We start from the raw sequence: 23501 nt of genomic DNA, 5'->3' as shown, positions 1-23501 counted from the left end.
GCGCAGAGACGCACGCGCCTGCCCGACTGATTGCATCGGGTAGCTGACGTGTCGGGTTGCCTGGAGCGCAACGACGCTTCCAGGCAACCGACTTCAGGCTCTAGAAGAACCCAAGCTTCTTCGGGCTGTAGGAAACGAGAAGGTTCTTCGTCTGCTGGTAGTGCTCCAGCATCATCTTGTGCGTCTCGCGCCCGATGCCGGACTGTTTGTAGCCGCCGAATGCGGCATGGGCGGGGTACGCGTGGTAGCAGTTCGTCCAGACGCGGCCCGCCTGGATCGCGCGGCCCGCGCGGTAGGCGGTGTTCATGTCGCGCGTCCACACTCCGGCGCCCAGGCCGTACAGCGTGTCGTTCGCCGTCTTGATGGCGTCGTCGAAGTCGCTGAACGACGCGACCGAGACGACCGGGCCGAAGATCTCCTCCTGGAAGATCCGCATGCGGTTGTCGCCTTCGAAGATCGTCGGCTGGACGTAGTAGCCGCCGGCCAACTCGCCGTCGTACGTGATGCGCTGGCCGCCCGTCAGGACCTTTGCGCCCTCCTGCTGGCCGATGTCCAGGTAGGAGAGGATCTTCTCCAGCTGGTCGTTGGAGGCCTGGGCGCCGATCATCGTGTCGGTGTCCAGCGGGTGCCCCGGCACGATCTGCTCCGTGCGGGCGACCGCCGCTTCCATGAACTCGCTGTAGTGACCGCGCTGAACGAGAGCGCGGGACGGACAGGTGCAGACCTCGCCGTTGTTGAGGGCGAACATCGTGAAGCCCTCGAGCGCCTTGTCGCGGAAGTCGTCGTTTGCGGCCCACACGTCGTCGAAGAAGATGTTCGGCGACTTACCGCCCAGCTCCAGCGTCACCGGCTTGATGTTCTCCGAGGCGTACTGCATGATCAACCGCCCCGTCGTGGTCTCACCGGTGAAGGCGACCTTCGCGACACGCGGGCTGGAGGCGAGGGGCTTGCCCGCCTCGACGCCGAAGCCGTTGACGATGTTGACGACACCAGGCGGCAGCAGGTCGGACACCAGGCTCAGCCAGTAGTGGATGGAGGCCGGGGTCTGCTCGGCGGGCTTGAGGACCACCGCGTTGCCCGCGGCGAGGGCCGGCGCGAGTTTCCATGTCGCCATCAGGATGGGGAAGTTCCACGGGATGATCTGCGCGACGACGCCCAACGGCTCATGGAAGTGGTACGCGATGGTGTCCTCGTCCACCTCGCTCAGCGACCCCTCCTGCGCGCGGAGGACCCCCGCGAAGTAGCGGAAGTGGTCGATGGCGAGTGGGATGTCGGCGGCCAGCGTCTCGCGGACCGGCTTGCCGTTCTCCCAGCTCTCGGCAACCGCGAGACCCTCGAGGTTCGCCTCCATCCGGTCGGCGATCTTCCGCAGGAGGTCCGCGCGGTCGGTGGGGGAGGTGCGGCCCCAGGCCGGTGCGGCGGCGTGCGCCGCGTCCAGGGCGCGCTCCACGTCCTCGGCCGTACCGCGGGCGATCTCGGTGAACGGCTGCCCGTTGATCGGGCTCGGGTTCTCGAAGTACTGGCCGCGGGCGGGCGGGACGTACTCGCCGCCGATGAAGTGCTCGTAGCGGGACTGGTAGGAGACAACTGCGCCGTCGGTGCCGGGCGCTGCGTAACGGGTCATCTTGGTGGCCTCCCGGGGAAGGCTGCCCGCCGTTGGGCAGCTCTCGCCCGGAGGCTAGGAGGGCGGACGTTGCAGGTACGTTGCGGGAGTTGCTCGGGGGCCGGCCAGCGCCTGATCGCCGACTCGTCGGGAGGGGGGAGAGCGCGGCCGTATCGTCCGCCTGCCCCCCGGCGCCTGCGCCGCCACGCCGAGTTCAGCGTCCAGCCCGCACGCGTGGCCCGCAGCCCACCCGGCGGCTGCGGTTCGCTCGGTTGCTGCAGCTGGCCTACCCCGCGCCGGTCAGCTCCGCGTCCAGCTGACGCAGCCGGGCCAGCACCGGCGGGGTCGCCCGTACCTGCGCCAGCGCCCGCCACACCACCAGGTCGTCCTCGCCCCACGGTGTGTGCACCCAGTCGGCCAGGAGGTCGGGGTCGCGGCGAGCGATGAGCGCCGCCCGCAACTGATCGGCCAGCCTGCGCCGCAGCCGCGCCACGGCAGGTGCCTGCGAGGCGGGCAGGAGAGGGCCCGCATACGCGGCGGCCGCCGCCGCGACCGCCCCCGAACCGAGTCGTCGCTCGACGGCGTCGACATCCGACTCGACCGGCACAGAGAGCCTGTACGGGCGTGACCTCAGCAGCTCCGGCCCCAGAAGCCGCCGCAGCCGAGCCAGCTCGGCCCGCAGCGTCACCGGCGTCACCGATTCGTCCTCGTACAGCGAGCACAGCAGCTCATCGCCGGTCATCCCCTCCGGGTGGCGGGCCAGCAGAACGAGGATCTCACTGTGCCTGCGGCTCAGCCGCACCTTGCGACCGCCGGTCAGCAACAGGGCCTCATCACGCCCGAGCGCGGTGAGCCCCACGGAGTCCCTGCTCTCCACCGGGGGTGTCAGCAAGGCCAGTTGTGACTCCGCGGCACGAGCGACCGCCTGCACGAAGGCGAGGCTGTGCGGATGCGCGAGCCCGTCGCCCCCGGTGATGTCCACCGCCCCGAGCAGCCGCCCGGTCCGCGGGTCGTGCACCGGGGCAGCCGCGCACGTCCACGGCTGGACGCGCCGGATGAAATGCTCGGCGGCGAAGACCTGCACCGGCCTGTCCACCGCCACCGCCGTCCCCGGGGCGTTCGTCCCCATCGCGGACTCCGCCCACCGCGCGCCCGGAACGAAGTTCATCCGTCCCGCCTTCTGCCGCGTCGCGGAATGCCCCTCGACCCAGAGCAGCCTGCCGTGCGCGTCGCACACCGCGAGCAGATGTTCACCGTCCATCGCGAACGTGCCCATCAGCTCACGGAACAGCGGCATCACCCCGGCCAGCGGATGCTCGGCGCGGTACGAACCGAGGTCGCCGTCGGTGAGCTCCACCGCCGCGCCGGTGTCCTCGGGGCTGACCTTGGCCCTGGCCGAGCGCCGCCAGGATTCGGCCACCACGGAACGCACCGGTCGCGTGAGCGTCCCCGCCTCGGTGAACCTCTCGTGCGCGCGCCGCAGCACCCGCACCCGCTCGGCAGGATCGGCGCCTGCTTCCAGGGCCACCCATGGTTCGGACAACTCGGCCTCCCGGGACGGCGATGGATGCAGCCATCGTCGCCCCGCGAGGCTGCCCCGACAAGCGCTGCGGCAACCGCCCTGACAAGCGCCTCGACACCTGCCGGGGTGCGAGCCGGTGGCGGTCAGGCAGAGTTGACCAGGCGGATATAGCGCGTCCAGTCCCAGTGCGGACCTGGGTCGGTGTGGTCGGCTCCGGGTACTTCCGCGTGCCCGAGGATGTGCTCGCGGTCTTTGGGGATGTCGTACGTATCGCAGATGGCCGAGGTCAGCAGCGCGGACTGCTCGTACATCGCGTCGGTGAAGTACTCCGGCTGATCCACCCATCCTTCATGTTCGATGCCGATGCTTCTGGTGTTGTAGTCCCAGTTTCCCGCGTGCCAGCCGACGTTGCGCTCGCGGACGCACTGGGCGACGTGCCCGTCCTTGGATCGCACCACGTAGTGGGCCGAGACCTTCTTGGCGGAGTTCTGGAAGATGGCGAGTGTGTCGGCGTAGGTCTCCTGGGTGACGTGGACGATCACGTAGTCGACGGGGTAGGTGCTGGGGCGGTTGGCGGCCGTGTAGTTGGAGGTGCTTGCCGGAACCCACTCGGCAAGTGGATAGTCGACCGCCCGAGGCCGGGCCGTGGCACGGGTGGCCGGGAGGAGCGCGGTGGGGACGGCGGCCAGGGCCGCGCCCTGCAACAGCCTGCGCCTGCTGGGGTAGCGTCTTGCTCGATCCATGGCTGGCCTGCCTCTCGGTGGGGGGAACAGCTGGACTTCTCAGTGGGGCAGCAGCGCTGCCGTCTCTCGCAGCCGCGCGTGGAGCCCCCGATGAGTTTCGCGCGCGGGCAGCCACTCCTTGCGGAGCTTGGCCACGCACGTGTAGTTGGTGTCGCAGACGTTGGCGAGCGGCGACTCGACGGTCTGGGTCGCGAACTGATAGGCGTCGAGCTCGCTGAAGCCGTAGTCGCGCACCAACCACTGCACCAGGTCGAGTTGCGATATTCGGAAGGCGTCCTCCAGCGGGCGTGCCGAGCCGGTGGAGATGATGTGGCTGTCGGATTCCAGGCGCGGCCAGGGCGTGGCGATCCCCTTCAGGAGTTCGACGATCACGACTGTGTTCATCGCACACTCGACGGCGACTCCGCAGGTTTCCCCTTCTCCCTGCCGGGCGTGTCCGTCACCGAGGCTCAGGAGCGCGCCCTCCACGTTCACCCCGAGGTAGCAGGTGACCCCGGCCCGCATTTCGGGGGTGTCCATGTTGCCGCCGTGTGCGTCTGGCACGAGAGCCGAGCGCACCTCCAGATTGGCCGGTGCGACGCCGACCGTGCCGTGCATCGGATCCATCGGCAGCGCTACCTCGAAGTCGCCGTCATGTGCGCTGAAGTGTGCGGTGCGCCGGCTCCGGTCGAGCTGCCAGATCCATACGGTCTCGGGCAGTGGAGGCTGGAGTGAGGCGGTGGTGTGGGTGGAGGTGAGCGCTCCGAAGAGGGGGACCGTGGTGGACGCCGCCCAGTCGCGGGCCGGTTCGATCGATACGAAGTGCACGGCGACGGTGTCACCCGGTTCCGCTCCCTCGACGTGGAAGGGGCCGGTCTGCGGATTCAGGAACGGGAACTGGCAGACCTCGGAGACCAGGTCCTTCTCCGAGCGCACGTTCCCCGCGAAGCAGTCCTCCGTGTACAGGTCGAGCACCGTACCCGGAGCGATCCGCGCCACGGGTGGCGCACCGCCGAATGTCCACGCGTACTCGCCGGGTTCCGGCCGCACGGTCAGGATGCGAGGCTGGTTCATGGCTGGACCGCACTCCTCAGTCGCTCCGTGGGGAACTCGTGGGCCTCGCGCGGCCCGACGGCCCCGCGACGCAGCTCGCGACGGCTTGCTCCCGACACCTGAATCCCCCGATCCGCGTGAACACGAAACCGCCGCCCAGGCGGTGGTGCCCCGCGTCAATCACGTTACGGCGCTGGCTGGTTGAGGCGGAAGGGCCCGATCTGAATCTGTGTACGGCACCGTGATTGTGGATAACGCGGTCACTCTTGAGGGTGCCGAGACTGCTGAGGAAGCCCGGGCGCGCCGAGGGCGTCGAGGCGATGGCTCGGGTACCTCAGCTCAAGCCGGCCGTCCTGAGTCCGGAACAATCCACCACCTCAGCGCAAGCCGTCCTCACTCCAGAACAGCCCACCACCGCAGCTCAAGCCTGCCGCCCCCAGCTCCGAGCAGCCCGCCACCTCAGTCAAACCTGCCGTCCCCAGCACCGAACAGTCCGCCGCTGCAGCTCAAGCCGGCCTGCCTCAGCCAAGGGCAGCGACACCCGAGGCGGCCTGTTCCTCCGCGCGGGTGCGGGCGGACTCCGCCTGAGCCGTGTCGCCAAGCCGGTCCGCCAGCCGGGCGCGGGCCCGCCAGTTGTAAGGGCAGATGGGACGCAGGTTGATGCGTTCGCTGAGCAAGGTGCGCGCCAGGTCGTGGCGGCCGGAACGGATGGCCGCTTCCACGAGCGTCCGCTGAATGGCGTCGCGCTGCGCGTGACTGCCGCCGAAGGAATTGAGGTGATGGCGGATCGGCGCGAGCAACTCGACCACGCGGGCGTACCGGTGCTGGCCGTAGGCGATGAGGGCGCGGCACACCGGGACGCCGATCTCGCGTGTCATGGCGTGATTCGACACCGCGGGGTCGCCCCGGTCGAGCCAGTGCTCGCGTTCCTTCACCAGCCGCTCGGCGTCGGAGAGCCTCCCGGCCCCCACATACGCCATCACTGCGTGAACGTCGTTGAAGGCGTAGTAGGCACCGTCCTTGCGCCCGGCCCATGCTTGGGCGAGCGCCGCCCAACGGGAGGCAACGTCAACGTCGACATCGACCAGAAGCAGGCGCCACAACAGGGCGGAAGCGTCCAGGAGTTCCATGGCGATGGCCTGCGATGCCTCGTTGTGGAGGGTGTTGTCGTAGACGCCGAGGACCCGATCGATGCTGCCCGCCTCCAGCGCGTACAGGGCGTAGTGCCACGCGTTGTGGACGGAGAGGTAGTTGCCGTCGGCCCAGTCCTCGGTCCGCGCGTCAAGGTAACGGATGCCCTGGCCGAACATTCCTCGCATCTCGTACGTATGAACGACCGCATGGATGCCCCACACATCCCGCGGGTGACGTTCGACGGCCTGAAGTCCGATCTCCTCGGCTTGGCCGTAGTGCCCGGCCTCTTCGAGCCCGAAGGCGTACATCCCCTGCAGTGGACCGAAGTGCGGGTCGTCACCGTCCCACGCGGAGAGCGCGCCGCCGATCCGGTCACGCAGCCGTTGCGCGTCTCCGGTGAAGAAGTCGATCTGGTGACCGACGGCCAGGGCGAGCGCGTCGCGAGGGAACTGGGTGCTGATCTCACCGAGGATCTCCCCGGCCCGCAGCATGTCCCCGCCCAACCACGCTTCGGCCGCCGCCGCGTGCATCGTCTCGCGAGGCGAGAGCCCGGTTGAATCGACAGCGGCTCGTAAGGCACTGAAGGAACGCCGGGCATCGGTCGCATCCTTCTCCTCGGTGCCGAGAAGCCCGAGATAGGCGCCGAAGACGTGCGCCATCGCCGAATCCGGCGATGCCACCACCATCGCCTGGGCATGGTCGGCGACTTCGGCACGGAAGAACAGCAGCGCGTCGAGCGCTCGCTCGTAGTGGCGGGCGGCTTCGCCGCTAGTGGCACTCAGGACGTGGGCGTGCCGGTCCTTTTCCATCGCTGTCCCCTCACGTACCGGCTCTGTCCGGTCCATCCGGTTTCGGTCGGTCTGTTCAGTCAGCCCAGTTTCGGGGTTCTGCCCGCGGGATACGAGGGCGACGCTCGGTTCGTCGAACCGACATGGAGCCGCATTGTTCTACGAATGTCTTGCCTGAGGTCCTGCTTGAGGTCTTGCCTGAGGCCCCGTCACAGCGTCCGCTGACGCGTAGTCCGACCGATCGCCGCAGCCAGCAATGCGACCCCAGGGATCAGCAACAGCGCGGTGCCGCTCCCCTCGTCCGCTGCGATGTGTGCGAACACCGCCGCGCCCACCGCGCCGCCGACCATGTCGAAGCTGCTCAGCCACGACATCGTCTCGGTGATGCGTCCCTCCGGCGCGAGGTCGCCGACGGTCGTGCGCAGCGCCGCGAACGTGCAGCCGATCACCAGCCCGGCCAGAGGACAGACCAGGAGCATGAAATGAGGCGACACCCTGGTGGTGAGCGCCAGCGAGCCCGTCCCGGCCGCGAAGACGCAGAGCAGTACGGACACCTTGGAGCTGTGCGAGAGGAGCTTCGGCACGGCACCCAAGACGAGGCTGCCCAGCACGCTGCCGACGGAAAGGGCACCGAGGTACAGACCGGTGAACCCGGCCGCCTGGTGCTCTTGTGCGTAGATCGGCAGCACCACATCCACCGCGGTCACCGCCATGACAAAGAGGGCGTCAGCGGCCAGCAGGCGCCGCAGCGGAGCGGAAGCCGGAGGGACGGGCCGACGTCCGGGCCGGATGGGGAGCGCTGGCCGGCCCGGCGAATTGATCAGGAGACCGACCGAAGCGGCCATCAGTAGCACGACGACCGCGAACGGCGCGACCGGCGAGATCGACAGGCTCAGCCAACTGGCGAGCACGGGTCCGGTGACCAGGGCGGCGCCCATCATCGACGCGTCGAGGGCCATCGCAGTGGCCAGCAGCCCGCCGCCCGAGGAACTGCCCTGCGAGCCGCCCGTGGAGCGATGCCAGGCCGAGCGCATCATGACGGTGACGGGGGGAGCGCTCGCACCCATCGCCGCGGCGAGCGCCAGGATCGCGGCGACGGACCCGCCGCCGCGCACCACCATGATCAGCAAGAGAACGGCCGTCAGATGTGCGGCCAAAAGACCCAGGAGGACCGGGCGTGGTGCGTGTCGGTCGATGAGTCGGCCGCGCAGGGGAGCGGTGCCCCCCTGGCCGACTGCCAAGGCACTCACCGCAAGCCCCGCGGCCCCGTAGGAGTGGTCTCGCCCCACCAGAAGCAGCAGACCCAGGCCGACCATGCTCGGCGGCAGCTTCGACGCGATGCCGGTTGTAGCGAGCCGCCAGAAGTCGGGTACATCCATCAGTTCCCGGTAACTGGAGAGGAGCCGTCGGGGCGCTGCCTCTTTCGGCTCGGTGGAGTCGGTGTGGGTCGAGCCGGATCGGCCCACTACCGGGGGAGGCGAGCGCGCAGGGCTCGGAGCGTCCAGTCGAGTACCGGCGCGAGACTTTCTGGCGCGGGCCACCCGTTGATGACGGCGAGCAGCACCAGGTAGCGATCCCGCCTGGGGTCGTCCATGGCCGCCAGGCGGGAGACCAGGCGTCGGCGGAGGGTGGTGTCGTCGGGGAGGACGAGGATGTGCGCGTAGTGCCCGGCGAGCGCCGTGACGATCGGTTCTGCCTCGGGCGAGGCCGGATCGGTGCCTGCCGCCAGGGCCGGCGCGACCTGTGAGCGGACGGCCTCGGCGAGGACGCGTGGCAGGCCGGTGCTGTTGTCCGGGGCGCGGTCGGTAGCCAGGTCTCGGGCCATGCCCCGCATCGTGGAGCGGAACCCAGGGTCCTGGAACAGCTCGGCCAGCTCCACCCAGGCCTCGACCTGATCGGCATCGGGGTTGTCCGGCAGCTCGGGCGTGAGGGAGCGGGCGACCCCCGCGAAGGCGGGGTGGTCGTCCAGCCCGTCGAAGATGGAGCAGAGAAAGTCGTCGATCAGACGATTGCGTTCTTCCTCGGAGAGCTTGGCCAGCTTGTGCATGAGATCCAACTCCTCAGGGGTGGAGCCGCGCTTGGCCACCGCCGTCAGGACCGCGCGTCGCAGGCGCAACACTCTGATCTGCACTTCCAACGCGTCCGCGTGCGCTGCGGCCACTTCGGGGAGCGAGACCTCCCGGTCGACGACCTTCCGGATGGTGGCCAGGTCGAGACCCAGGTCGCGCAGGGTGCGTACGAGGTCGAGGCGGGCGACGGCGTCGGTGCCGTACAGGCGGTAGCCGGCCGGGCTGCGGTCGGTGGGCGGCACGATCCCGGCGTCGGAGTAGAACCGGACGGTCTTGACCGTCAGTCCGGTCCGCCGTGCCAGATCACCGATCGAGTGGAGCGTGTCGCCGTTCATGGCCTCACCTTCCTGTCTCCCCTTACTGGAGACTCAAGCCCCGCCATCCCCGGGGGTCGGCCCCAGTACTTACTGCGCACGCGTTGCCTCCATGGCGTCGAGCAGATGCTGCGTCGCGGAGGACAGTGGCCCCGGCCGCACGGCAAGGCTGACGGCCGAGCGCGCGCCGAGCAGCGGGCCGAAGACGATACGCCGAGCCCGCGGAAGATCACCCACGAGGTCGAAGACGGTCCAGGAGGGCGAGCCGCTCGCCGCGTCCGCGGCGAGCGCCGTCAGAGTCTCTTGCAAGGTGGTGAAGGGCGGGCCGGCCGGCACATCGACGCCCGCACGCCGCATCAACCCCGTCACCAGATCGTGAAACGCCGGGTTGTGGTCCCGTGGCGCCAACCGCAGCGGCAGGCCCGCGAGATCGGCTGGCTCGAAGCGGGGCAAGGCTGCCAGCGGATGCGTGGCGGGCAGCGCGACGATCAGCGGATCGTCCCAGACCGGCGTTACCGAAAGCCCCTGCTGCGGACCGTCCCCTCGGACGAGTGCAGCATCCAGCTCCCCACTCCGTAGTGCCTCGATACGCCGCTCACGCGTCGCCTGGAGCAGCCGGACCTGTAGCCCCGGGACGCGTTCCGCCAGCAGATCGAGCGCCGGATGCACGCGTTCCGCGAAGGCCCGGGCGGTGCCGAGACGCAACACGCCCTCTGCGCCGGAGACGATCTGGTCGGCTACATGGCTCACGCGGGCAGCGGCGGTGAGCGCAGCCTTCGCCTCTGGCAGCAATCGTTCCCCGGCCGCTGTGAGCCCCACACGGCGGGTGGTCCGGTCGAAGAGGCGCAGGCCCAACTCCCGCTCCAGACGCGCGACCTGCTGGCTCACCGAGGCCTGTACGACGTGCAGCCGCACGGCCGCTCGACCGAAACCGCCCTCGTCCGCGACCGCCACGAAGTACTCGAGTTGCCGAAGCTCCACTGTGTCCGCGCTCCTCCCGCATCCCATCCACGCGAGCACATTCATCGGCTCAAGTGATCACTGCCTTGATGAACAGCTTCTTGGACGCGCCGTGTTCCCGCGATGGACTGGTGCCTCACGAGCCTGCACCGCACCCGAAGGAGCACGACGTGTCCCACGACCCGCACGCCCTGATCGTCCACGCACGAGACGCGGAGGAGGTGCCCCTGCCCGGAGGCGGCCGGTTCCGGCTGCTGGAGGACAGCCTTGCGACCGGCGGACTGCTGGGAGCCAATCGGCTCGCCCTGCCCGCCGGCGCCGACGGCACGCGCCCGCATCACCACCGTCTGTCCACCGAGCTCTTCCATGTGCTCGACGGCACCATGGAGTTCCTGATCGACGGCGTGATCACGGCTGTGGACAAGGGCGGTCTCATCGTGGTGCCGCCCGGCACGGTGCACGCCTTCGGAGCGTCGACCGATGGCCCGGCGGAGTTCTTCGCCGTTCTCACCCCGGGGATCGAACGGTTCGGCTATTTCCGGCAGTTGGGTCGCATCGCACGAGGAGAGGCGGGGTGGGACAGCATGGACGAGCTGCACGAGAATTACGACGTGCACTTCGTAGGGGGAGCGAAGTGGCGCTGACAAAGATGCGGCCCGCACCAGCTGACAGGGCACGCGGCCCGCAACAAGAAGAGCCACGACAACAAGAAGGGCCACGACAACAAGAAGGGTCACGACAACAAAAGAGGCCGCAAGGAGCCTTGCGACAAGAGAGCGCGGGCCCCTACGCCGCCACCCCCGCCGGATCATCCAGGACCGCCCGTACGACCGAGTGCGCCGCCCCCAGCAACGGACCGTCGGAGCCGAGCCCGGACACAGTGACAGCGCAAGCCGTGCCCGAGGTACGGCGCCCCAACTCGCCTTCCAGGGAGGGCAGCATCCACGGCGCGAGCCGGGACAGGGCGCCGCCGAGCACCACCGAACGCGGATCCAGCAGATTCACCGCACCGGTGAGCGCGATACCCAGTGCGGCTCCCGCACCTCGCAGCGCCTCTCGTACGTTCTCGTCGCCCTGCGCGGCGCGCTCCGCCAGCACGCCGACGCGGTCCGTGCCCGGATCAAGGCCCGCCGCACGCCACACGGCTTCCTCGCCCGCGTACTGCTCCAGGCAGCCACGCCCGCCGCACGGGCACGGTGGACCGTCCGGCCATACCGGCATGTGTCCCAACTCGCCCGCGAAGCCGCGTGTCCCGCGCAGCAGCCGCCCGTCGACGACCAACGCGGCTCCGATGCCGATCTCCGCCGACACGTGGAGGAAGTCCTGGGGCGCTTCTTCGCCGAGCCACAGCTCGGCCAGTGCCCCGAAGTTGGCCTCGTTGTCCACCGTCAGCGGCAGCCTGCCCGGTACCAGGGCACTGAGGTCGACGTCGTGCCAGTCGAGGTTGGGGGCGCGCACCGCCACTCCCGTGCCGCGGGCGACCAGGCCCGGGACGGCGAGGGCCAGTCCCGCGGGGCGCAGGCCCGCCTGGCGGACCTCCTCGCTCACCTGCCGTACCAGCGCGACGAGTTCCTCGATGACGGGTTGCGGGGCGCGTCCCCGGTTGTCTCCTTGCCGCACGGCACGCGCGCGTACCTCTCCGCGCAGGTCGACCACGCAGACGGCGAGGTGATCGACGCCCACTTCGGCGCCGATGCCGGCGGGCCCGCTCCTGCTCACCGCGAGCGCGGAGCCGGGGCGCCCCACCTTGCCGGGGCGCTCGGGGCCCAGTTCGTCCAGGAGCCCGGAGCGGATCAACTCGTCCACCAGGGTGGAGACGGCGGCCCGCGTCAAGCCGATCCGGGTGGCCACGGCGGCACGGGACAGCGGCCCGTGCGCCGCGACGGCGTGCATGACGCGCGAGAGGTTGCGGCGGCGCATCCCCTGCTGTGTGTCGGGCAGCGGAACTCCGGACGTGCCCCGGCGCGCGTCGTGCGGTGGTGCGGTCATGCCCCCGTCAGTCCCTGTTCTTCCGTCCTCATGGCCGTGCGTCCTCGTGGCCCCCGGCGCCGAGCAGCGGCGTCGCGTCGGAGACTACCCCGGCGATCCGCGCGAGCGCCGACTCGTCCCGCTCCACGGGCGGCAGCACGGGCCCCTCGGCCGTGCCCCAGCGGCGCGCCACGGCCGCCGGGTCCTCACCCGTGAGGAGGCCCGCTGCTTGGGCGGCAGCACCGAGCGCGACCAGTTCCTTGGCCTCGGGCACCTGAACGGCCCGTCCGGACAGCCGCCGCACGGTGTCCTGCCAGGCCCTGCCCCGCGCCCCGCCGCCGATGAGCAGCAGCGGAGCCGAGCGGTCCGCGTCGGCGTCCAGGACCAGGTCGAGGGCGCCGAGCAGCGAGTGCACAGCCCCGTCGTAGGCCGCCTGCAGCAGCTGCCCCGGAGTCGTGTCGTGCCGAAGGCCGTGCAGCAGTCCCGAGGCGTGCGGCAAGTCAGGGGTGCGCTCGCCGTCCAGGTAGGGCAGCAGGGTGACGGCGCCGCCGGCCTCCACCGCCTCGCGGTCCAGGCTCAACAGCGCGGCCACCCGGTCCACGGCCAGGGTGCAGTTGAGGGTGCAGGCCAGCGGCAGCCAGTCGCCGCGCGCGTCGGCGAAGCCGGCCACCGTGCCCGTCGGATCTGCCTGGCGCCGCGTGGAGACCGCGTACACGGTGCCCGACGTTCCCAGGCTCAGCACCGGGGTACCGGGGCGCAGGCCCAGCCCGAGTGCCGCCGCCGCGTTGTCGCCGGTCCCGGGGGCGACCAGTGTGCCCTTGGAGAAGGGCAGTTCGCCGCTCCCACGCACGGTGCCCGCGACCTCGCCGGGCCGGACCACGCGCGGCAGCAGGTCGGGGTCAAGGCCCACGAGCCCCAGGATCTCCTCGTCGTACGCTTCCGTCGCCGATGCCCACCATCCCGTACCGGAGACGTCGCCCCGGTCGGTCGTGCCGCTCCCCGTGAGGCGTTCGGTGAGGTAGTCGTGGGGGAGCCTTACGGCTGCGGTGGCGCGGGCCGCCTCGGGCTCGTGCTCGCTGAGCCAGGCCCACTTGGTCACCGTGAAGGAGGGCCCCGGCACGCTGCCGACGCGCTCGGCCCACGCCTTGGGGCCACCGAGACGGTCCACCAGGGTGCGGGCCTGCGCCGCCGAGCGCACGTCGTTCCACAACAGGGCGGGACGCACCGGCCTGGCCTGCGCGTCCAGCGTGACGAGCCCGTGCTGCTGGCCGCCGACCGACACCGCGGCGGCTTCGCGCGCCGCAGCGCCGCACTGGTCGAGGGCCGCGCACAGGGCGTTCCACCACTCCTCGGGGTCGCTCTCGCGGGCGGCGCCCGAGCTGACGCTGTGCGGGGCCTGACCGCTTGCCACCACCCTGCCCGTGGCGGCGTCGACGACCAGGACCTTGGTGGACTGCGTGGAGCTGTCCACGCCGACGACGAGGGGCCCGTCGGCTGCTGGCGCTGATGACATCGGGGGTCTCCGTTCCCGCGGCTTTTCCGGGCACGCCCGGACTTCCTTCCGTCCGACCTTCCCAGGGATGCCTTCGGATACTAATTTGTTAAGCGCCATGACGAAATAGTCGCGGCAGCCGCACATGAGCGGGCGCGCAGCCGTGCCCGGCCCGGCCTCACCGCCGTGCACCAGTCATCAAGGGAGCCGCACATGACGTACCAGCCCACTCCTGAGGACAAGTTCACCTTCGGCCTGTGGACCGTCGGCTGGCAGGGGAGGGACCCGTTCGGTGACGCGACGAGGGCGGCCATCGACCCGGCCGACTCCGTGCGGCAACTGGCCGAACTGGGTGCCTACGGAGTGACCTTCCACGACGACGACCTGATCCCCTTCGGTGCGTCGGACACCGAGCGCGAGTCGCACATCAAGCGCTTCCGGCAGGCGCTCGACGCGACCGGCCTCGTGGTGCCGATGGCGACCACGAACCTCTTCACGCACCCCGTCTTCAAGGACGGCGGCTTCACCGCCAACGACCGCGACGTGCGCCGCTACGCGCTGCGCAAGACGATCCGCAACATTGACCTCGCGGTGGAGCTGGGCGCCCACACCTATGTCGCGTGGGGCGGCAGGGAGGGTGCGGAATCCGGTGCGGCGAAGGACGTACGCGTGGCTCTCGACCGCATGAAGGAGGCCTTCGACCTGCTCGGCGACTACGTGACGGAACAGGGCTACGACCTGCGTTTCGCGATCGAGCCCAAGCCGAACGAGCCGCGCGGCGACATCCTGCTGCCCACCGTCGGGCACGCCCTCGCCTTCATCGAGCGCCTGGAGCGCTCCGAACTGTTCGGCGTCAACCCCGAAGTGGGCCACGAGCAGATGGCGGGCCTCAACTTCCCGCACTCCATCGCCCAGGCTCTGTGGGCGGGCAAGCTCTTCCACATCGACCTCAACGGCCAGACCGGCATCAAGTACGACCAGGACCTGCGCTTCGGGGCGGGCGATCTGCGCAGCGCCTTCTGGTTGGTCGACCTCCTGGAGAGGGGCGGTTACGAGGGGCCGCGGCACTTCGACTTCAAGCCGCCGCGTACGGAGGACTACACCGGCGTGTGGGCGTCGGCTGCCGGCTGCATGCGCAACTACCTGATTCTTCGCGAGCGTGCGGCCGCGTTCCGTGCCGACCCCGAGGTCCAGGAGGCCCTGCGGGCGTCCCGCCTGGACGAGTTGTCCCTGCCGACCGCCGAGGACGGTCTCGCCGGGCTGCTCGCCGATCGCGGTGCCTTCGAGGCCTTCGACGTGACCGCGGCGGCGGACCGTGGCATGGCCTTCGAGCACCTCGACCAGCTGGCCATGGATCATCTGCTGGGGGCGCGCGGCTGACCGGAGGCTCCAGCTCCGTTATCGCCGGCAGGTATCAACTTGCGCGCGGGGGTCGCATCTTGACCCTTTCGAGGCGACTCTGGACGGTATGGCCATGCCGCCCGTACCGCCGCCGCCTCCCCCTCCGCCGGGTGACCCGCCCCCGCCGGGCGATGGGGGCTTCGGACCGCCCGGGGGTGGGTACGGCCCGCCGCCGGGTGACGGATTCGGGCCGCCCCCGGGCGGCGGAGGGTGGCCTCCCGCGGGCGGCGGAGGTGTGCCCCCTGGAGGGGGCGCGTGGCCGCCTGCTCCGCCGCCGGGCGGGCCGTCCGGTCGAAGGGGCGGGATGTTCATCCTGCTGGCGGTGATCGTCGCGATCGGAGCCGTGGTGGCCGTGGTCCTGGTGGCCACCAGCGGTGACGGCTCAGGCGACGAGAAGGGCCCTTCCGAGAGCAGCGAGAGCTCGGGAGGCAAGCCCAAGCCGTCGCTGAGCATCCCGTCACAGATCCCCTCCGAGCTGCCCTCGGAAGTGCCGACAGAGGTGCCGACGGAGGCCCCCTCGAACCTGCCGAGCGGCCTGCCGTCGGAGCTGCCCAGCGAACTGCCGACCGGCCTGGACTCCCTGGTGCCTTCAGGCGCGGACAACGAAGTGCGCTACTACTTCCTGAAGGTGCACGTCACCGAACCGGCGTCCTGAACGCTGCGTCGCACACGGGGTCGGCAGTTCAGATGCCCTTCGGCAGCCGCACGTACGTCACCGTGGTCTCCACGTCGCTGTCCACGAGCCGGCCCTCCTCGTCGAACGCCTCCGCCCCGTCCGTCATCCCGAAGTCGTTGTCATTGATCAGGGCGAGAGTGTGACCGTTCACGCGGGCCACCCCCTCGATCTTGCCGGGCACGCCCTCGATGCGGGCCAGGTCGACCAGCAGGCGCTTCTTCAGGACGGGCACTCCGGAGGCCGCCGGATCGTCGAGCTCCTCCAAGGAGGGGCTTGTGGCGTCGTCGTCCCACTGCTCGCCGAGAACGTCGGAATTGCGGTCGAGCCTCACCGTGTGCAGCCGCGCGGCCTTGTCGGTGCGCTCTTCGACCATGAGCCGGTCACGGCCGACGGCCACCACGGAGGAGATCTTCAGCTCGGACGTGTCGTCCTCGCCCGGGTCGACGACACCCACCGCGTCGAAGCGGTAGGCGTACTCGGCGGTGACCGCCTGCTTCTTCGGCGAGAAGCGCAGCAGTCGCGTCGTCCGTGACGCGTCGCCCGCGTCCTCGTCCGGCACGGACAGGGGGCTCTGGACCGCCATCACCAGGTCACCGCCGGGGAGTTGCGCGAGCCCCTCGAAGCCGCGGTTGCCCTTGCGGTGCAGAAGGATGCCCGGAAGCGCCTCGGCGACCGGGTAATCGGCCCCCGACAACTTGAGACCCTCGGGTACATAGCGCTTGAGCACCTTCCCGCGCGCGGAGACGTGGACGAGCGACGGACCGTACTCGTCGACCAGCCAGAAGGTGCCGTCGTGCGCCCGCACGATGCCCTCGGTGTCGAGGCCGTTCGGGTCGTAGGTCAGTGCCGTTTTCGCGTCGTAGGTGTACGGCGCCTCATCGCGCCCCTCCTGGTTGGGCAGGCCGGTGACGGCCTTCCCGGAGGAGGTGGTCACCGGGAGCGCGTCGATGATCTCAACGGTGTCACCGGAGACGCGGATCTTCACGATCGCCGGATCAAAACCGGGCACAGGGAAAGTGCGGCGCTTCTTGCCGTCCACCTTGATCTGGCCGTTGGGCCCGCGGTCGGTGACCGTCCAGAACTCGCCCTTGCGGCCCGCCGGATAGATGTCACTGCCTATGCCGCCGAGCGCCACACCGCGGTCGTCGCTCACCGTGCCGGGCATCAGGTCGTTGCTGAACGTCTTCAGGGGGACCTCCCCGAGTGTCGCCGTCGAGGTGATCCGAGGCGCCTTCTCCTTGCCGCCGGTCTGGGCGCCCGTGGCGGTTCCGGTCACCGCGATCGCGGCGAGCACGGCCATCGGCACACCCGCGGCGACGGAACGGCGGACGCGACGCTTACGGGCGGCGTGCGGGGACATGGGTGCCTCCTGGGGCGCAAGTGTTCGGTGACAGCGATCAGACTTCGCCGTCGTCGCGAACACCGGGAGGCAGGGAGGTGAACGGGAGGGGGCACGCTGACGGCGCCTCCCGCGAGGGGCGGGAAGCGCCGTCGTCATGCTCGGGCCGGTCAGCGGCAGTTGGGCACCTGGCCCGGGTCGCCCCCCTTCGCCTGGATCGCGCTGATGTGCTCCCGCACTCGGGGCCCTGCGGAACGGGGGAGTCCAGTCGCGGTCAGCACCCCCTGAACCGATGTGATCCACACTCTCGGATGTCATGCCCGCGCTCAATCGCTGGCCAGGGGGAGTGCTCGCGCCGGTGTTCCCGGCGCTTTTGTGAGTGGCTGGAGTGCGCCGGTGGCCGTCGCGCCCGTCACCAGATGGGGCGGCGCGGGTGCTCGGGCCCGGGTGCGGGCCCGCGGAAAGCGGATCCGGTGCGGGCCTGCGGAAGGCGAGCCGGTGCGGGCCTCCGGGAAGGCCCGCACCGGACTCGCCTTGCCTATTCGCCGCCGGTGGCCACGGCCAGTGCCGTCGCGGGGTCGTGGGCCGCGGGGCCCGCCGGGGTCCAGCGGCCGCGCTCCTTGCGGTAGGGCCACCAGCGGCCGTCGGCGCTGTGCCGCAGCTGGGCATCGCTTCCGACCACGGTCCAGCGATTGCGGGCGGCGCGCAGCTGGGGGCGCTCCTCGTCATCCCACGCCGCCTCCAGCGCGGCACGCGCGCGTGCCAGCGCGTCCGCCGCAGGTGTCCACTCCTCCTCCAGAACGGCCAGCGCTGCCGGGCCGCCGTACTCCCAGGCCCGCACGGCCAGGGTGAGGCCGTCCTTGCCGCGGCCGGCGGCGGTCGCAAGGCGCGCGGCCACCGGCGCGGGTGCCGAGAGGGCGAGGCGAACGGCGTCCTCGTCCGGCGTGAACTCCTTCTCGACCGGCTGGCGCTCGTGCCCGGGGGAGAGCGCTTCGGCCAGCATCCGGTGCGCCTCCACGGCCGCCTGCGCCGCCAGGAATTCGAGCGCGGTCACATCAAGGCCGGGCGCGGGCTCCGCTTCGGTGTCGAGCGAAGGCGGCAGGCCCGGCTCAGGCGGCAGCGGAGGCAGTTCGGGCAGCGGGGGCAGGATGGCTCCCTCGGCGTACGCCTCGTCGGCGTCCACGCCCTCCTGGGAGCCCTCCTGCTCCTGCGCAGGCACCTCCTCGGCCTCCGCGTGCGCCACGCTGCGTACCTGCAGCTCGTCCAGCAGCTCGCGCTCCGCGCGGCCACGCATCAGGAACAGCACGAACGGATCCTGGTCGAGCAGCCGTGCCACCTGGTAGCAGAGCGCAGCGGTGTGCCCGCAGTGGTCCCACGCGTCACAGTCGCACTCGGGCTCCAGGTCCCCGATGCCGGGCAGGAGTTCGACGCCGGCTGCCGCCGCGTCCTCCACCAGGTGCGGCGGCATCTCGCGGTCGAGCAGCGCCGCGATGTGCCCGGACCGCTCGACGGCCATGCCCAGGAAGCGGTCCCACTCCTCCTCGCTGAGCCGCTGCAGCAGTACGTCCGAGCGGCGCGGGGTGCCGTCGCGGTCCTGGACGACGGCGGTGATCCGGCCGGGGCGCACCGAGACCGCGCCCACGGCTCCCGCGCGCGCGAACCTGCGTCCGGCCTTCAACTGCTGCAGATCCAGGGCTGTGTCCTCAAGCGCCTTCAGCCACGCCTGGCCCCACCAGCTCTGTGCGAACCCCCGACCGTGCGTGGCCGGCAGGGCGGCGAAGGTGCGTTCGTACTCGGAGGCGCCTTCCCCGTGTCGGCTGTCTCCGCGTGTCTCGTCGTTCGGCTCGTCGTACATGTCGTCGCTCATCGTGTCCCCCCTCGCAGCTCCACCAGATCGGACAGCTCGGCGTCGGTGAGTTCGGTCAGCGCCGCCTCGCCGGAGCCGAGCACCGCGTCCGCCAACTCCCGCTTGCGCAGCAGCATGTCGGCGATGCGGTCCTCGATCGTCCCCTCCGCGATCAGCCGGTGCACCTGCACCGGCTGCGTCTGTCCGATGCGGTACGCCCGGTCGGTGGCCTGCGCCTCGACGGCGGGGTTCCACCAGCGGTCGTAGTGCACGACGTGTTCGGCCCGTGTCAGGTTCAGCCCGGTGCCCGCCGCCTTCAACGACAGCAGGAAGACCGGGACTTCGCCGTCCTGGAAGCGCTCCACCATCGCCTCGCGCGCCGCGATGGGCGTGCCGCCGTGCAGGAACTGCGACGGGGTGCCCCGGGCCGCCAGGTGCTGCTCGATGAGGCGCGCCATCTGAACGTACTGCGTGAAGATGAGCACGCTCGCGTCTTCGGAGAGGATCGTGTCGAGCAGCTCGTCGAGGAGTTCCAGCTTTCCGGAGCGGCCCTCGATCCGCGGCTTGTCCTCCTTGAGGTACTGCGCCGGGTGGTTGCAGATCTGCTTGAGACCGGTGAGCAGTTTGACGATCAGGCCGCGTCGGGTGAAGCCGTCGGCGCCGGCGATCTCGGCGAGGGTCTCGCGCACCACGGCTTCGTAGAGGCCCGTCTGCTCAGTGGTGAGGGATACGGCGCGGTCGGTCTCCGTCTTGGGCGGCAATTCGGGTGCGATGCCCGGGTCGGACTTGCGCCTGCGCAGCAGGAAGGGGCGTACGAGCTGGCCGAGCCGTTCGGCGGCTGCCGGATCCTTGCCGTTCTCGACGGCCTGGGCGTAGCGGGTGCGGAAGGTGCCGAGCTTGCCGAGCAGGCCCGGTGTCGTCCAGTCGAGGATGGCCCACAGTTCGGAGAGGTTGTTCTCCACGGGGGTGCCGGTGAGCGCCACGCGCGCGCGTGCGCCGATGGTGCGCAGCTGCTTGGCGGTGGCCGAGTACGGATTCTTGACGTGCTGGGCCTCATCGGCGACGACCATGCCCCAGGGGGTGTGCGCCAGGCTGTCCGCGTCGAGCCGCATCGTGCCGTACGTGGTGAGCACGAACTCCCCGTCGGCGAGGTCCTCCAGGCTGCGCCGAGAGCCGTGGAAACGGCGCACGGGGGTGCCGGGGGCGAACTTCTCGATCTCGCGCTGCCAGTTGCCCATGAGGGAGGTGGGGCACACGACCAGGGTGGGCCCCGCGGTCTCGTCGTGGGTCTGCCGGTGCAGGTGCAGGGAGATCAGCGTGATGGTCTTGCCGAGACCCATGTCGTCCGCGAGGCAGCCGCCAAGCCCCAGGGAGGTCATCCGGGCCAGCCAGTTCAGGCCGCGCAGCTGGTAGTCGCGCAGATTCGCGGCGAGCGCTTCGGGCTGGCCGACGGGCTCCATGCCCTCGGGGTCCGCGAGGCGTTCGCGCAGCGTGGCGAGCCAGCCCGTCGGCTGGACGTCCACGCGCTGCCCGGCCAGTTCGGTGGTGCCCGTCAGGACGGCGCTCAGGGCGTCGATCGGGGTGACCTTGTGGTCCTGGTGTGCGCGAGCGCGCCGGGCCTCTTCGGGGTCGATGAGCACCCACTGGTCGCGCAGGCGCACCACGGGGCGGTTGGCTTCGGCGAGCTGGTCGAGCTCCGCGCGGGTCAGTTGTTGATCGCCCAGCGCGAACCGCCAGTTGAAGGCGAGCAACGCGTCGGCGGAGAGGTACGACGGCGTGTCCGACGACGGCTTCTCTGGGCCCTTGGTCTCCTCGTCGGGCGGGCCGATGACCGCGCGGGCGGTCAGGTTGCGCGCCAGTTCCCTGGGCCAGTGCACCTCGACACCCGCGGTGGCGAGCATGCGGGACCCCTCGCCCAGGAGCGAGGTCACTTCTTCGTCGGCGAGCTCGATCGCATCGGGGACGGTGGCCGAGAGCAGCGGGGCCAGCGGCGGCCACGCACGCGTGGCGCGTCGCAGCGCGAGCAGGGCGTCCATCCGTGAGCGAGCCCCGAAAGCCTGCCCCGAGGCGCCGGAGCCGGCCCATGCCTCGGCCGCGTCCGCGACGAGCGAGGGGTCGCTGACACTGTGCAGTTGCAGTACGGCGCGGAAGGGCAGCCGGGTCCCCTCGAAGGTGTCGGACACCAGGCCGGGTACTTCGACGCGCAGCGAGATCCGTACGCCGGCGTCGTGCCCTGCGGCGACGTCGGTGGCCCAGGGGCGCTGTTCGGGGATGTGTTGGGGCTGGGGCGAGGCGAAGGGCGCAGCGCCCGCGGCCAGAGACGCGGCCGGGGTGCGCGGCAGTGTGTCGGCCACCGCGTCCAGGAACTGGCGCAGCAGCCGTTCGGGGTCGGGCAGCCGCAGGGGTTCGGCGCCGCCCTCCAGCGGAAGGGCGTGCGCGGCGGGGGGCATCGCCGCGGCGAGGTCGCGCAGGCGTCGCAGGTCGTCGGCGCCCAGCGGACCCGAGCGCCACGCGTCGTGATCGCTCGCCGTCAGTCCGGGCAGCAGCAGTCCGCGCGCGGCGAGTTGCAGCGCGAGCAGGCCTGCCGTGCCCCAGAACGCCGCCGTCGGGTGCACGCCCGCCGCGGCACGCGCGCGTGTCAGGACGGGCAGCGCCGCGCGCATCGGAAGCACGGTGGCCGATACGTCGCTGAGGTGGACTCCCTCGTCGCCGGGAACCGCGATGGCCAGTTCCTCGACGGTGCCCGCGGCGCAGGCGGGGGGCGCGTCCCCCTCGGGGTGCCAGAAGGCGACCCGGCCGGTGCGTGCCGGGTCGGCGGAGACGAACAGGACGGAGCAGCGGGACAGTTCAGAGATCTCGGAAGATGACGCGGCAGAGGGCCTGGGCACGGCGATGGCGCATTCCTCAAACTTGACTACTGGGGGTGGAGCGGCCGAGAGTACAACACGTCGGCCCCCGGGCGTGAGTGATTACGGGGTGATCCGCGTCACGAAGCGCCGAAGGTGTAGCTAACCCCCCTCCCGGGCGGTGCTGTCCCCCTCCCGAGACGGGTGAAGGCGCCATGGTTGTCCCAGGTCACGGGCTCATACGTTGAGTCACGCCAGCCCGATCCAGTCAGAGACCGGAGACCTCACCATGTCCCAGGCCGCCGCAGCAGTCGCGGAACGTTCCCCAGGCACCACCACGAGGCAGCCCGCCGGGAGCGATTTCGCGCCTCTCCTGCGCACCGTCAAGGAGCAGGGGCTCCTGGGCCGCCGCACCGGCTGGTACGCCCGCACCATCGCGATCAACGCCGTGGCCCTGGCCGCCGTGGCGACGGGCATGTTCCTCGTCGGCGGTTCCTGGTGGGTGCTGCTCCTCGCGCCCGTCCTTGCCGCACTGTGTGCCCGTACGGCGTTCATAGGCCATGACGCCGGGCACTCCCAGATCACCGGCGACCGCGGCGTGAGCCGAGCCATCGGACTGATCCACGGCAACCTCCTCCTTGGCATGAGCTCGGCCTGGTGGAACGACAAGCACAACCGGCACCACGCCAACCCCAACCACATCGAGAAGGACCCCGACGTCGCCGCGGACGTCCTCGTGTGGACGAGCAAGCAGGCCAAGGTCCGTGTGGGCTTCCGGCGCTGGCTCACCCGCAACCAGGCCTGGCTCTTCTTCCCGCTGACGCTGCTCCAGGGCGTCGCCATGAAGCTCTACGGCTTCCAGGACCTGCGCCGCCAGGCGCCTCGCGAACGACTGCTCGAGGGCTTTCTCCTGGTGGCCCACCTCATCGGCTACGTGACGCTGCTGCTCGTCACCATGCCGGTGGGGCACGCGCTTGCTTTCGCCGCCATCCACCAGGCGCTCTTCGGCCTGCACCTCGGCCTGGCCTTCGCGCCCAACCACAAGGGCATGGAGATGCCCGACCCCGACGGGGAGCGCTGGGGCCACCTCAGCCGCCAGGTCCTCACCTCGCGCAACATCCGAGGCAGCGTGCTGACCGACTGGTTCCTGGGCGGACTCAACTACCAGATCGAGCACCACCTGTTCCCGAGCATGCCCCGCCCCAGCTTGCGGCGCGCCCAGCCCCTGGTCCGCGCCCACTGTGCCGAGCTGGGCATGCCGTACACCGAGGCTGGATTCATCGACTCCTACCGACAGGTACTGCGCCACATGTACGAGGTCGGCGAGCCCCTGCGGGTCGAGTAGCAACGCGCCCCGGACGCGGCTCAGGGTTACGTCAGGGTCGCTCCTCAGGGGTCTATCAGGGGAGCAGTCCGGAACCGTGGACGGCCCGATCCCGTTTCTCAAGACAGAGAGCGGCAGCAGCCGCGAAGGAGGCGACACACATGTCGAAGAACGCGAAGATCGCCGCAGGAGGTGTGGCGGCCGGACTCATCCTGTTGTTCTGGCTGCCCTGGTGGGCCGCCTTCCTGATCGTGCTCGGAGTCCCGGCCGCGGCTTACCTGACCCTCGACCCCGGACAGCGGCGCAGGCTGCGCCGCGTCTCGCGCAAGGAGTTCGGGCACTGATCCGGCACCCGCAGCGGGTAACGCGCCGGTGAGAAGCCGCCCGATGCGCAGCGGCTGACGGCAACTCCGCTCGCGGTCCCGCCCGGGGCGGCACCGCGAG

General features: G+C 70.6%; 18 protein-coding genes. 5 read left to right on the top strand and 13 right to left on the bottom strand.

Features of this window, described 5'->3' with window-relative positions; translation table 11 throughout:
- Positions 1-100: 100 nt before the first annotated feature.
- From exaC to ACWD02_RS33600, 8 genes are all read right to left on the bottom strand, one after another.
- Complete coding sequence (gene exaC, locus ACWD02_RS33635) at positions 101-1624, bottom strand: acetaldehyde dehydrogenase ExaC (RefSeq protein WP_451217594.1); 1524 nt, start codon at positions 1622-1624, stop codon at positions 101-103.
- 265 nt (positions 1625-1889) lie between these two features.
- Complete coding sequence (locus ACWD02_RS33630; RefSeq protein WP_451217591.1) at positions 1890-3146, bottom strand: GAF domain-containing protein; 1257 nt, start codon at positions 3144-3146, stop codon at positions 1890-1892.
- 122 nt (positions 3147-3268) lie between these two features.
- Positions 3269-3868 (bottom strand): N-acetylmuramoyl-L-alanine amidase, encoded by a 600-nt coding sequence (locus ACWD02_RS33625; RefSeq protein WP_451217588.1) that lies wholly within the window; start codon positions 3866-3868, stop codon positions 3269-3271.
- 39 nt (positions 3869-3907) lie between these two features.
- Positions 3908-4921 carry an acetamidase/formamidase family protein gene (locus tag ACWD02_RS33620; protein WP_451217585.1) on the bottom strand — a complete coding sequence of 338 codons (1014 nt, stop codon included), beginning with the start codon at positions 4919-4921 and terminating at the stop codon, positions 3908-3910.
- A 500-nt stretch (positions 4922-5421) separates the two neighbouring features.
- Positions 5422-6843, bottom strand: coding sequence for a tetratricopeptide repeat protein (locus ACWD02_RS33615; protein WP_451217582.1), 1422 nt, complete (start codon positions 6841-6843; stop codon positions 5422-5424).
- A 188-nt stretch (positions 6844-7031) separates the two neighbouring features.
- Complete coding sequence (locus ACWD02_RS33610) at positions 7032-8288, bottom strand: MFS transporter (protein WP_451217579.1); 1257 nt, start codon at positions 8286-8288, stop codon at positions 7032-7034.
- Complete coding sequence (locus tag ACWD02_RS33605) at positions 8288-9226, bottom strand: MerR family transcriptional regulator (protein WP_451217576.1); 939 nt, start codon at positions 9224-9226, stop codon at positions 8288-8290. Before ACWD02_RS33605 ends, ACWD02_RS33610 begins: the two co-directional genes overlap by 1 nt.
- 69 nt (positions 9227-9295) lie before the next feature.
- A complete protein-coding gene (locus ACWD02_RS33600; RefSeq protein ID WP_451217573.1) occupies positions 9296-10186 on the bottom strand; it encodes a LysR family transcriptional regulator in 891 nt (296 codons plus the stop codon).
- Positions 10187-10335: 149 nt separating this feature from the next.
- On the opposite strand from ACWD02_RS33600, the gene ACWD02_RS33595 reads away from it, so the two are divergent.
- The gene (locus ACWD02_RS33595; protein ID WP_451217570.1) at positions 10336-10809 is read left to right on the top strand and encodes a cupin domain-containing protein; all 474 of its coding nucleotides are present in this window, start codon (positions 10336-10338) and stop codon (positions 10807-10809) included.
- 142 nt (positions 10810-10951) lie between these two features.
- Here ACWD02_RS33595 and ACWD02_RS33590 read toward each other — a convergent pair whose 3' ends face one another.
- Both ACWD02_RS33590 and xylB read right to left on the bottom strand, forming a co-directional pair.
- Complete coding sequence (locus ACWD02_RS33590; protein WP_451217567.1) at positions 10952-12154, bottom strand: ROK family protein; 1203 nt, start codon at positions 12152-12154, stop codon at positions 10952-10954.
- 28 nt (positions 12155-12182) lie between these two features.
- Positions 12183-13646, bottom strand: coding sequence for a xylulokinase (xylB, locus tag ACWD02_RS33585; protein WP_451217565.1), 1464 nt, complete (start codon positions 13644-13646; stop codon positions 12183-12185).
- A 192-nt stretch (positions 13647-13838) separates the two neighbouring features.
- On the opposite strand from xylB, the gene xylA reads away from it, so the two are divergent.
- Positions 13839-15005, top strand: a complete 1167-nt coding sequence (gene xylA, locus ACWD02_RS33580) for a xylose isomerase (protein WP_451217563.1) — start codon at positions 13839-13841, stop codon at positions 15003-15005.
- A gap of 325 nt (positions 15006-15330) precedes the next feature.
- Positions 15331-15681 carry a hypothetical protein gene (locus ACWD02_RS33575; protein WP_451217561.1) on the top strand — a complete coding sequence of 117 codons (351 nt, stop codon included), beginning with the start codon at positions 15331-15333 and terminating at the stop codon, positions 15679-15681.
- A gap of 28 nt (positions 15682-15709) precedes the next feature.
- On the opposite strand, the gene ACWD02_RS33570 is transcribed toward ACWD02_RS33575, so the two are convergent.
- From ACWD02_RS33570 to ACWD02_RS33560, 3 genes are all read right to left on the bottom strand, one after another.
- Entirely contained in the window at positions 15710-17062 is a 1353-nt protein-coding gene (locus ACWD02_RS33570) for an esterase-like activity of phytase family protein (protein ID WP_451217558.1), read from the bottom strand.
- A gap of 517 nt (positions 17063-17579) precedes the next feature.
- Complete coding sequence (locus ACWD02_RS33565; protein ID WP_451217555.1) at positions 17580-18908, bottom strand: SWIM zinc finger family protein; 1329 nt, start codon at positions 18906-18908, stop codon at positions 17580-17582.
- Positions 18905-21775: a DEAD/DEAH box helicase gene (locus ACWD02_RS33560; protein ID WP_451217552.1), complete on the bottom strand. Its 2871-nt coding sequence runs from the start codon at positions 21773-21775 to the stop codon at positions 18905-18907. The genes ACWD02_RS33565 and ACWD02_RS33560 overlap by 4 nt, the downstream gene beginning before the upstream one ends.
- A gap of 247 nt (positions 21776-22022) precedes the next feature.
- Here ACWD02_RS33560 and ACWD02_RS33555 point away from each other — a divergent pair, with 247 nt between their 5' ends.
- Entirely contained in the window at positions 22023-23078 is a 1056-nt protein-coding gene (locus ACWD02_RS33555; protein ID WP_451217549.1) for a fatty acid desaturase family protein, read from the top strand.
- Positions 23079-23218: 140 nt separating this feature from the next.
- Positions 23219-23401: a hypothetical protein gene (locus tag ACWD02_RS33550; RefSeq protein ID WP_451217546.1), complete on the top strand. Its 183-nt coding sequence runs from the start codon at positions 23219-23221 to the stop codon at positions 23399-23401.
- Positions 23402-23501 lie beyond the last annotated feature (100 nt).

This window comes from Streptomyces sp. NPDC002853 (assembly GCF_053591915.1).
This window is presented reverse-complemented; position numbering and strand designations above follow the sequence as displayed.

Coding starts and splice junctions, on each gene's coding strand:
- exaC (WP_451217594.1), bottom strand. CDS start 1,624: ATGACCCGTTACGCAGCGCCCGGCACCGACGGCGCAGTTGTCTCCTAC.
- ACWD02_RS33625 (WP_451217588.1), bottom strand. CDS start 3,868: ATGGATCGAGCAAGACGCTACCCCAGCAGGCGCAGGCTGTTGCAGGGC.
- ACWD02_RS33620 (WP_451217585.1), bottom strand. CDS start 4,921: ATGAACCAGCCTCGCATCCTGACCGTGCGGCCGGAACCCGGCGAGTAC.
- ACWD02_RS33615 (WP_451217582.1), bottom strand. CDS start 6,843: ATGGAAAAGGACCGGCACGCCCACGTCCTGAGTGCCACTAGCGGCGAA.
- ACWD02_RS33605 (WP_451217576.1), bottom strand. CDS start 9,226: ATGAACGGCGACACGCTCCACTCGATCGGTGATCTGGCACGGCGGACC.
- ACWD02_RS33590 (WP_451217567.1), bottom strand. CDS start 12,154: ATGACCGCACCACCGCACGACGCGCGCCGGGGCACGTCCGGAGTTCCG.
- xylB (WP_451217565.1), bottom strand. CDS start 13,646: ATGTCATCAGCGCCAGCAGCCGACGGGCCCCTCGTCGTCGGCGTGGAC.
- xylA (WP_451217563.1), top strand. CDS start 13,839: ATGACGTACCAGCCCACTCCTGAGGACAAGTTCACCTTCGGCCTGTGG.
- ACWD02_RS33575 (WP_451217561.1), top strand. CDS start 15,331: ATGTTCATCCTGCTGGCGGTGATCGTCGCGATCGGAGCCGTGGTGGCC.
- ACWD02_RS33570 (WP_451217558.1), bottom strand. CDS start 17,062: ATGTCCCCGCACGCCGCCCGTAAGCGTCGCGTCCGCCGTTCCGTCGCC.
- ACWD02_RS33565 (WP_451217555.1), bottom strand. CDS start 18,908: ATGAGCGACGACATGTACGACGAGCCGAACGACGAGACACGCGGAGAC.
- ACWD02_RS33555 (WP_451217549.1), top strand. CDS start 22,023: ATGTCCCAGGCCGCCGCAGCAGTCGCGGAACGTTCCCCAGGCACCACC.
- ACWD02_RS33550 (WP_451217546.1), top strand. CDS start 23,219: ATGTCGAAGAACGCGAAGATCGCCGCAGGAGGTGTGGCGGCCGGACTC.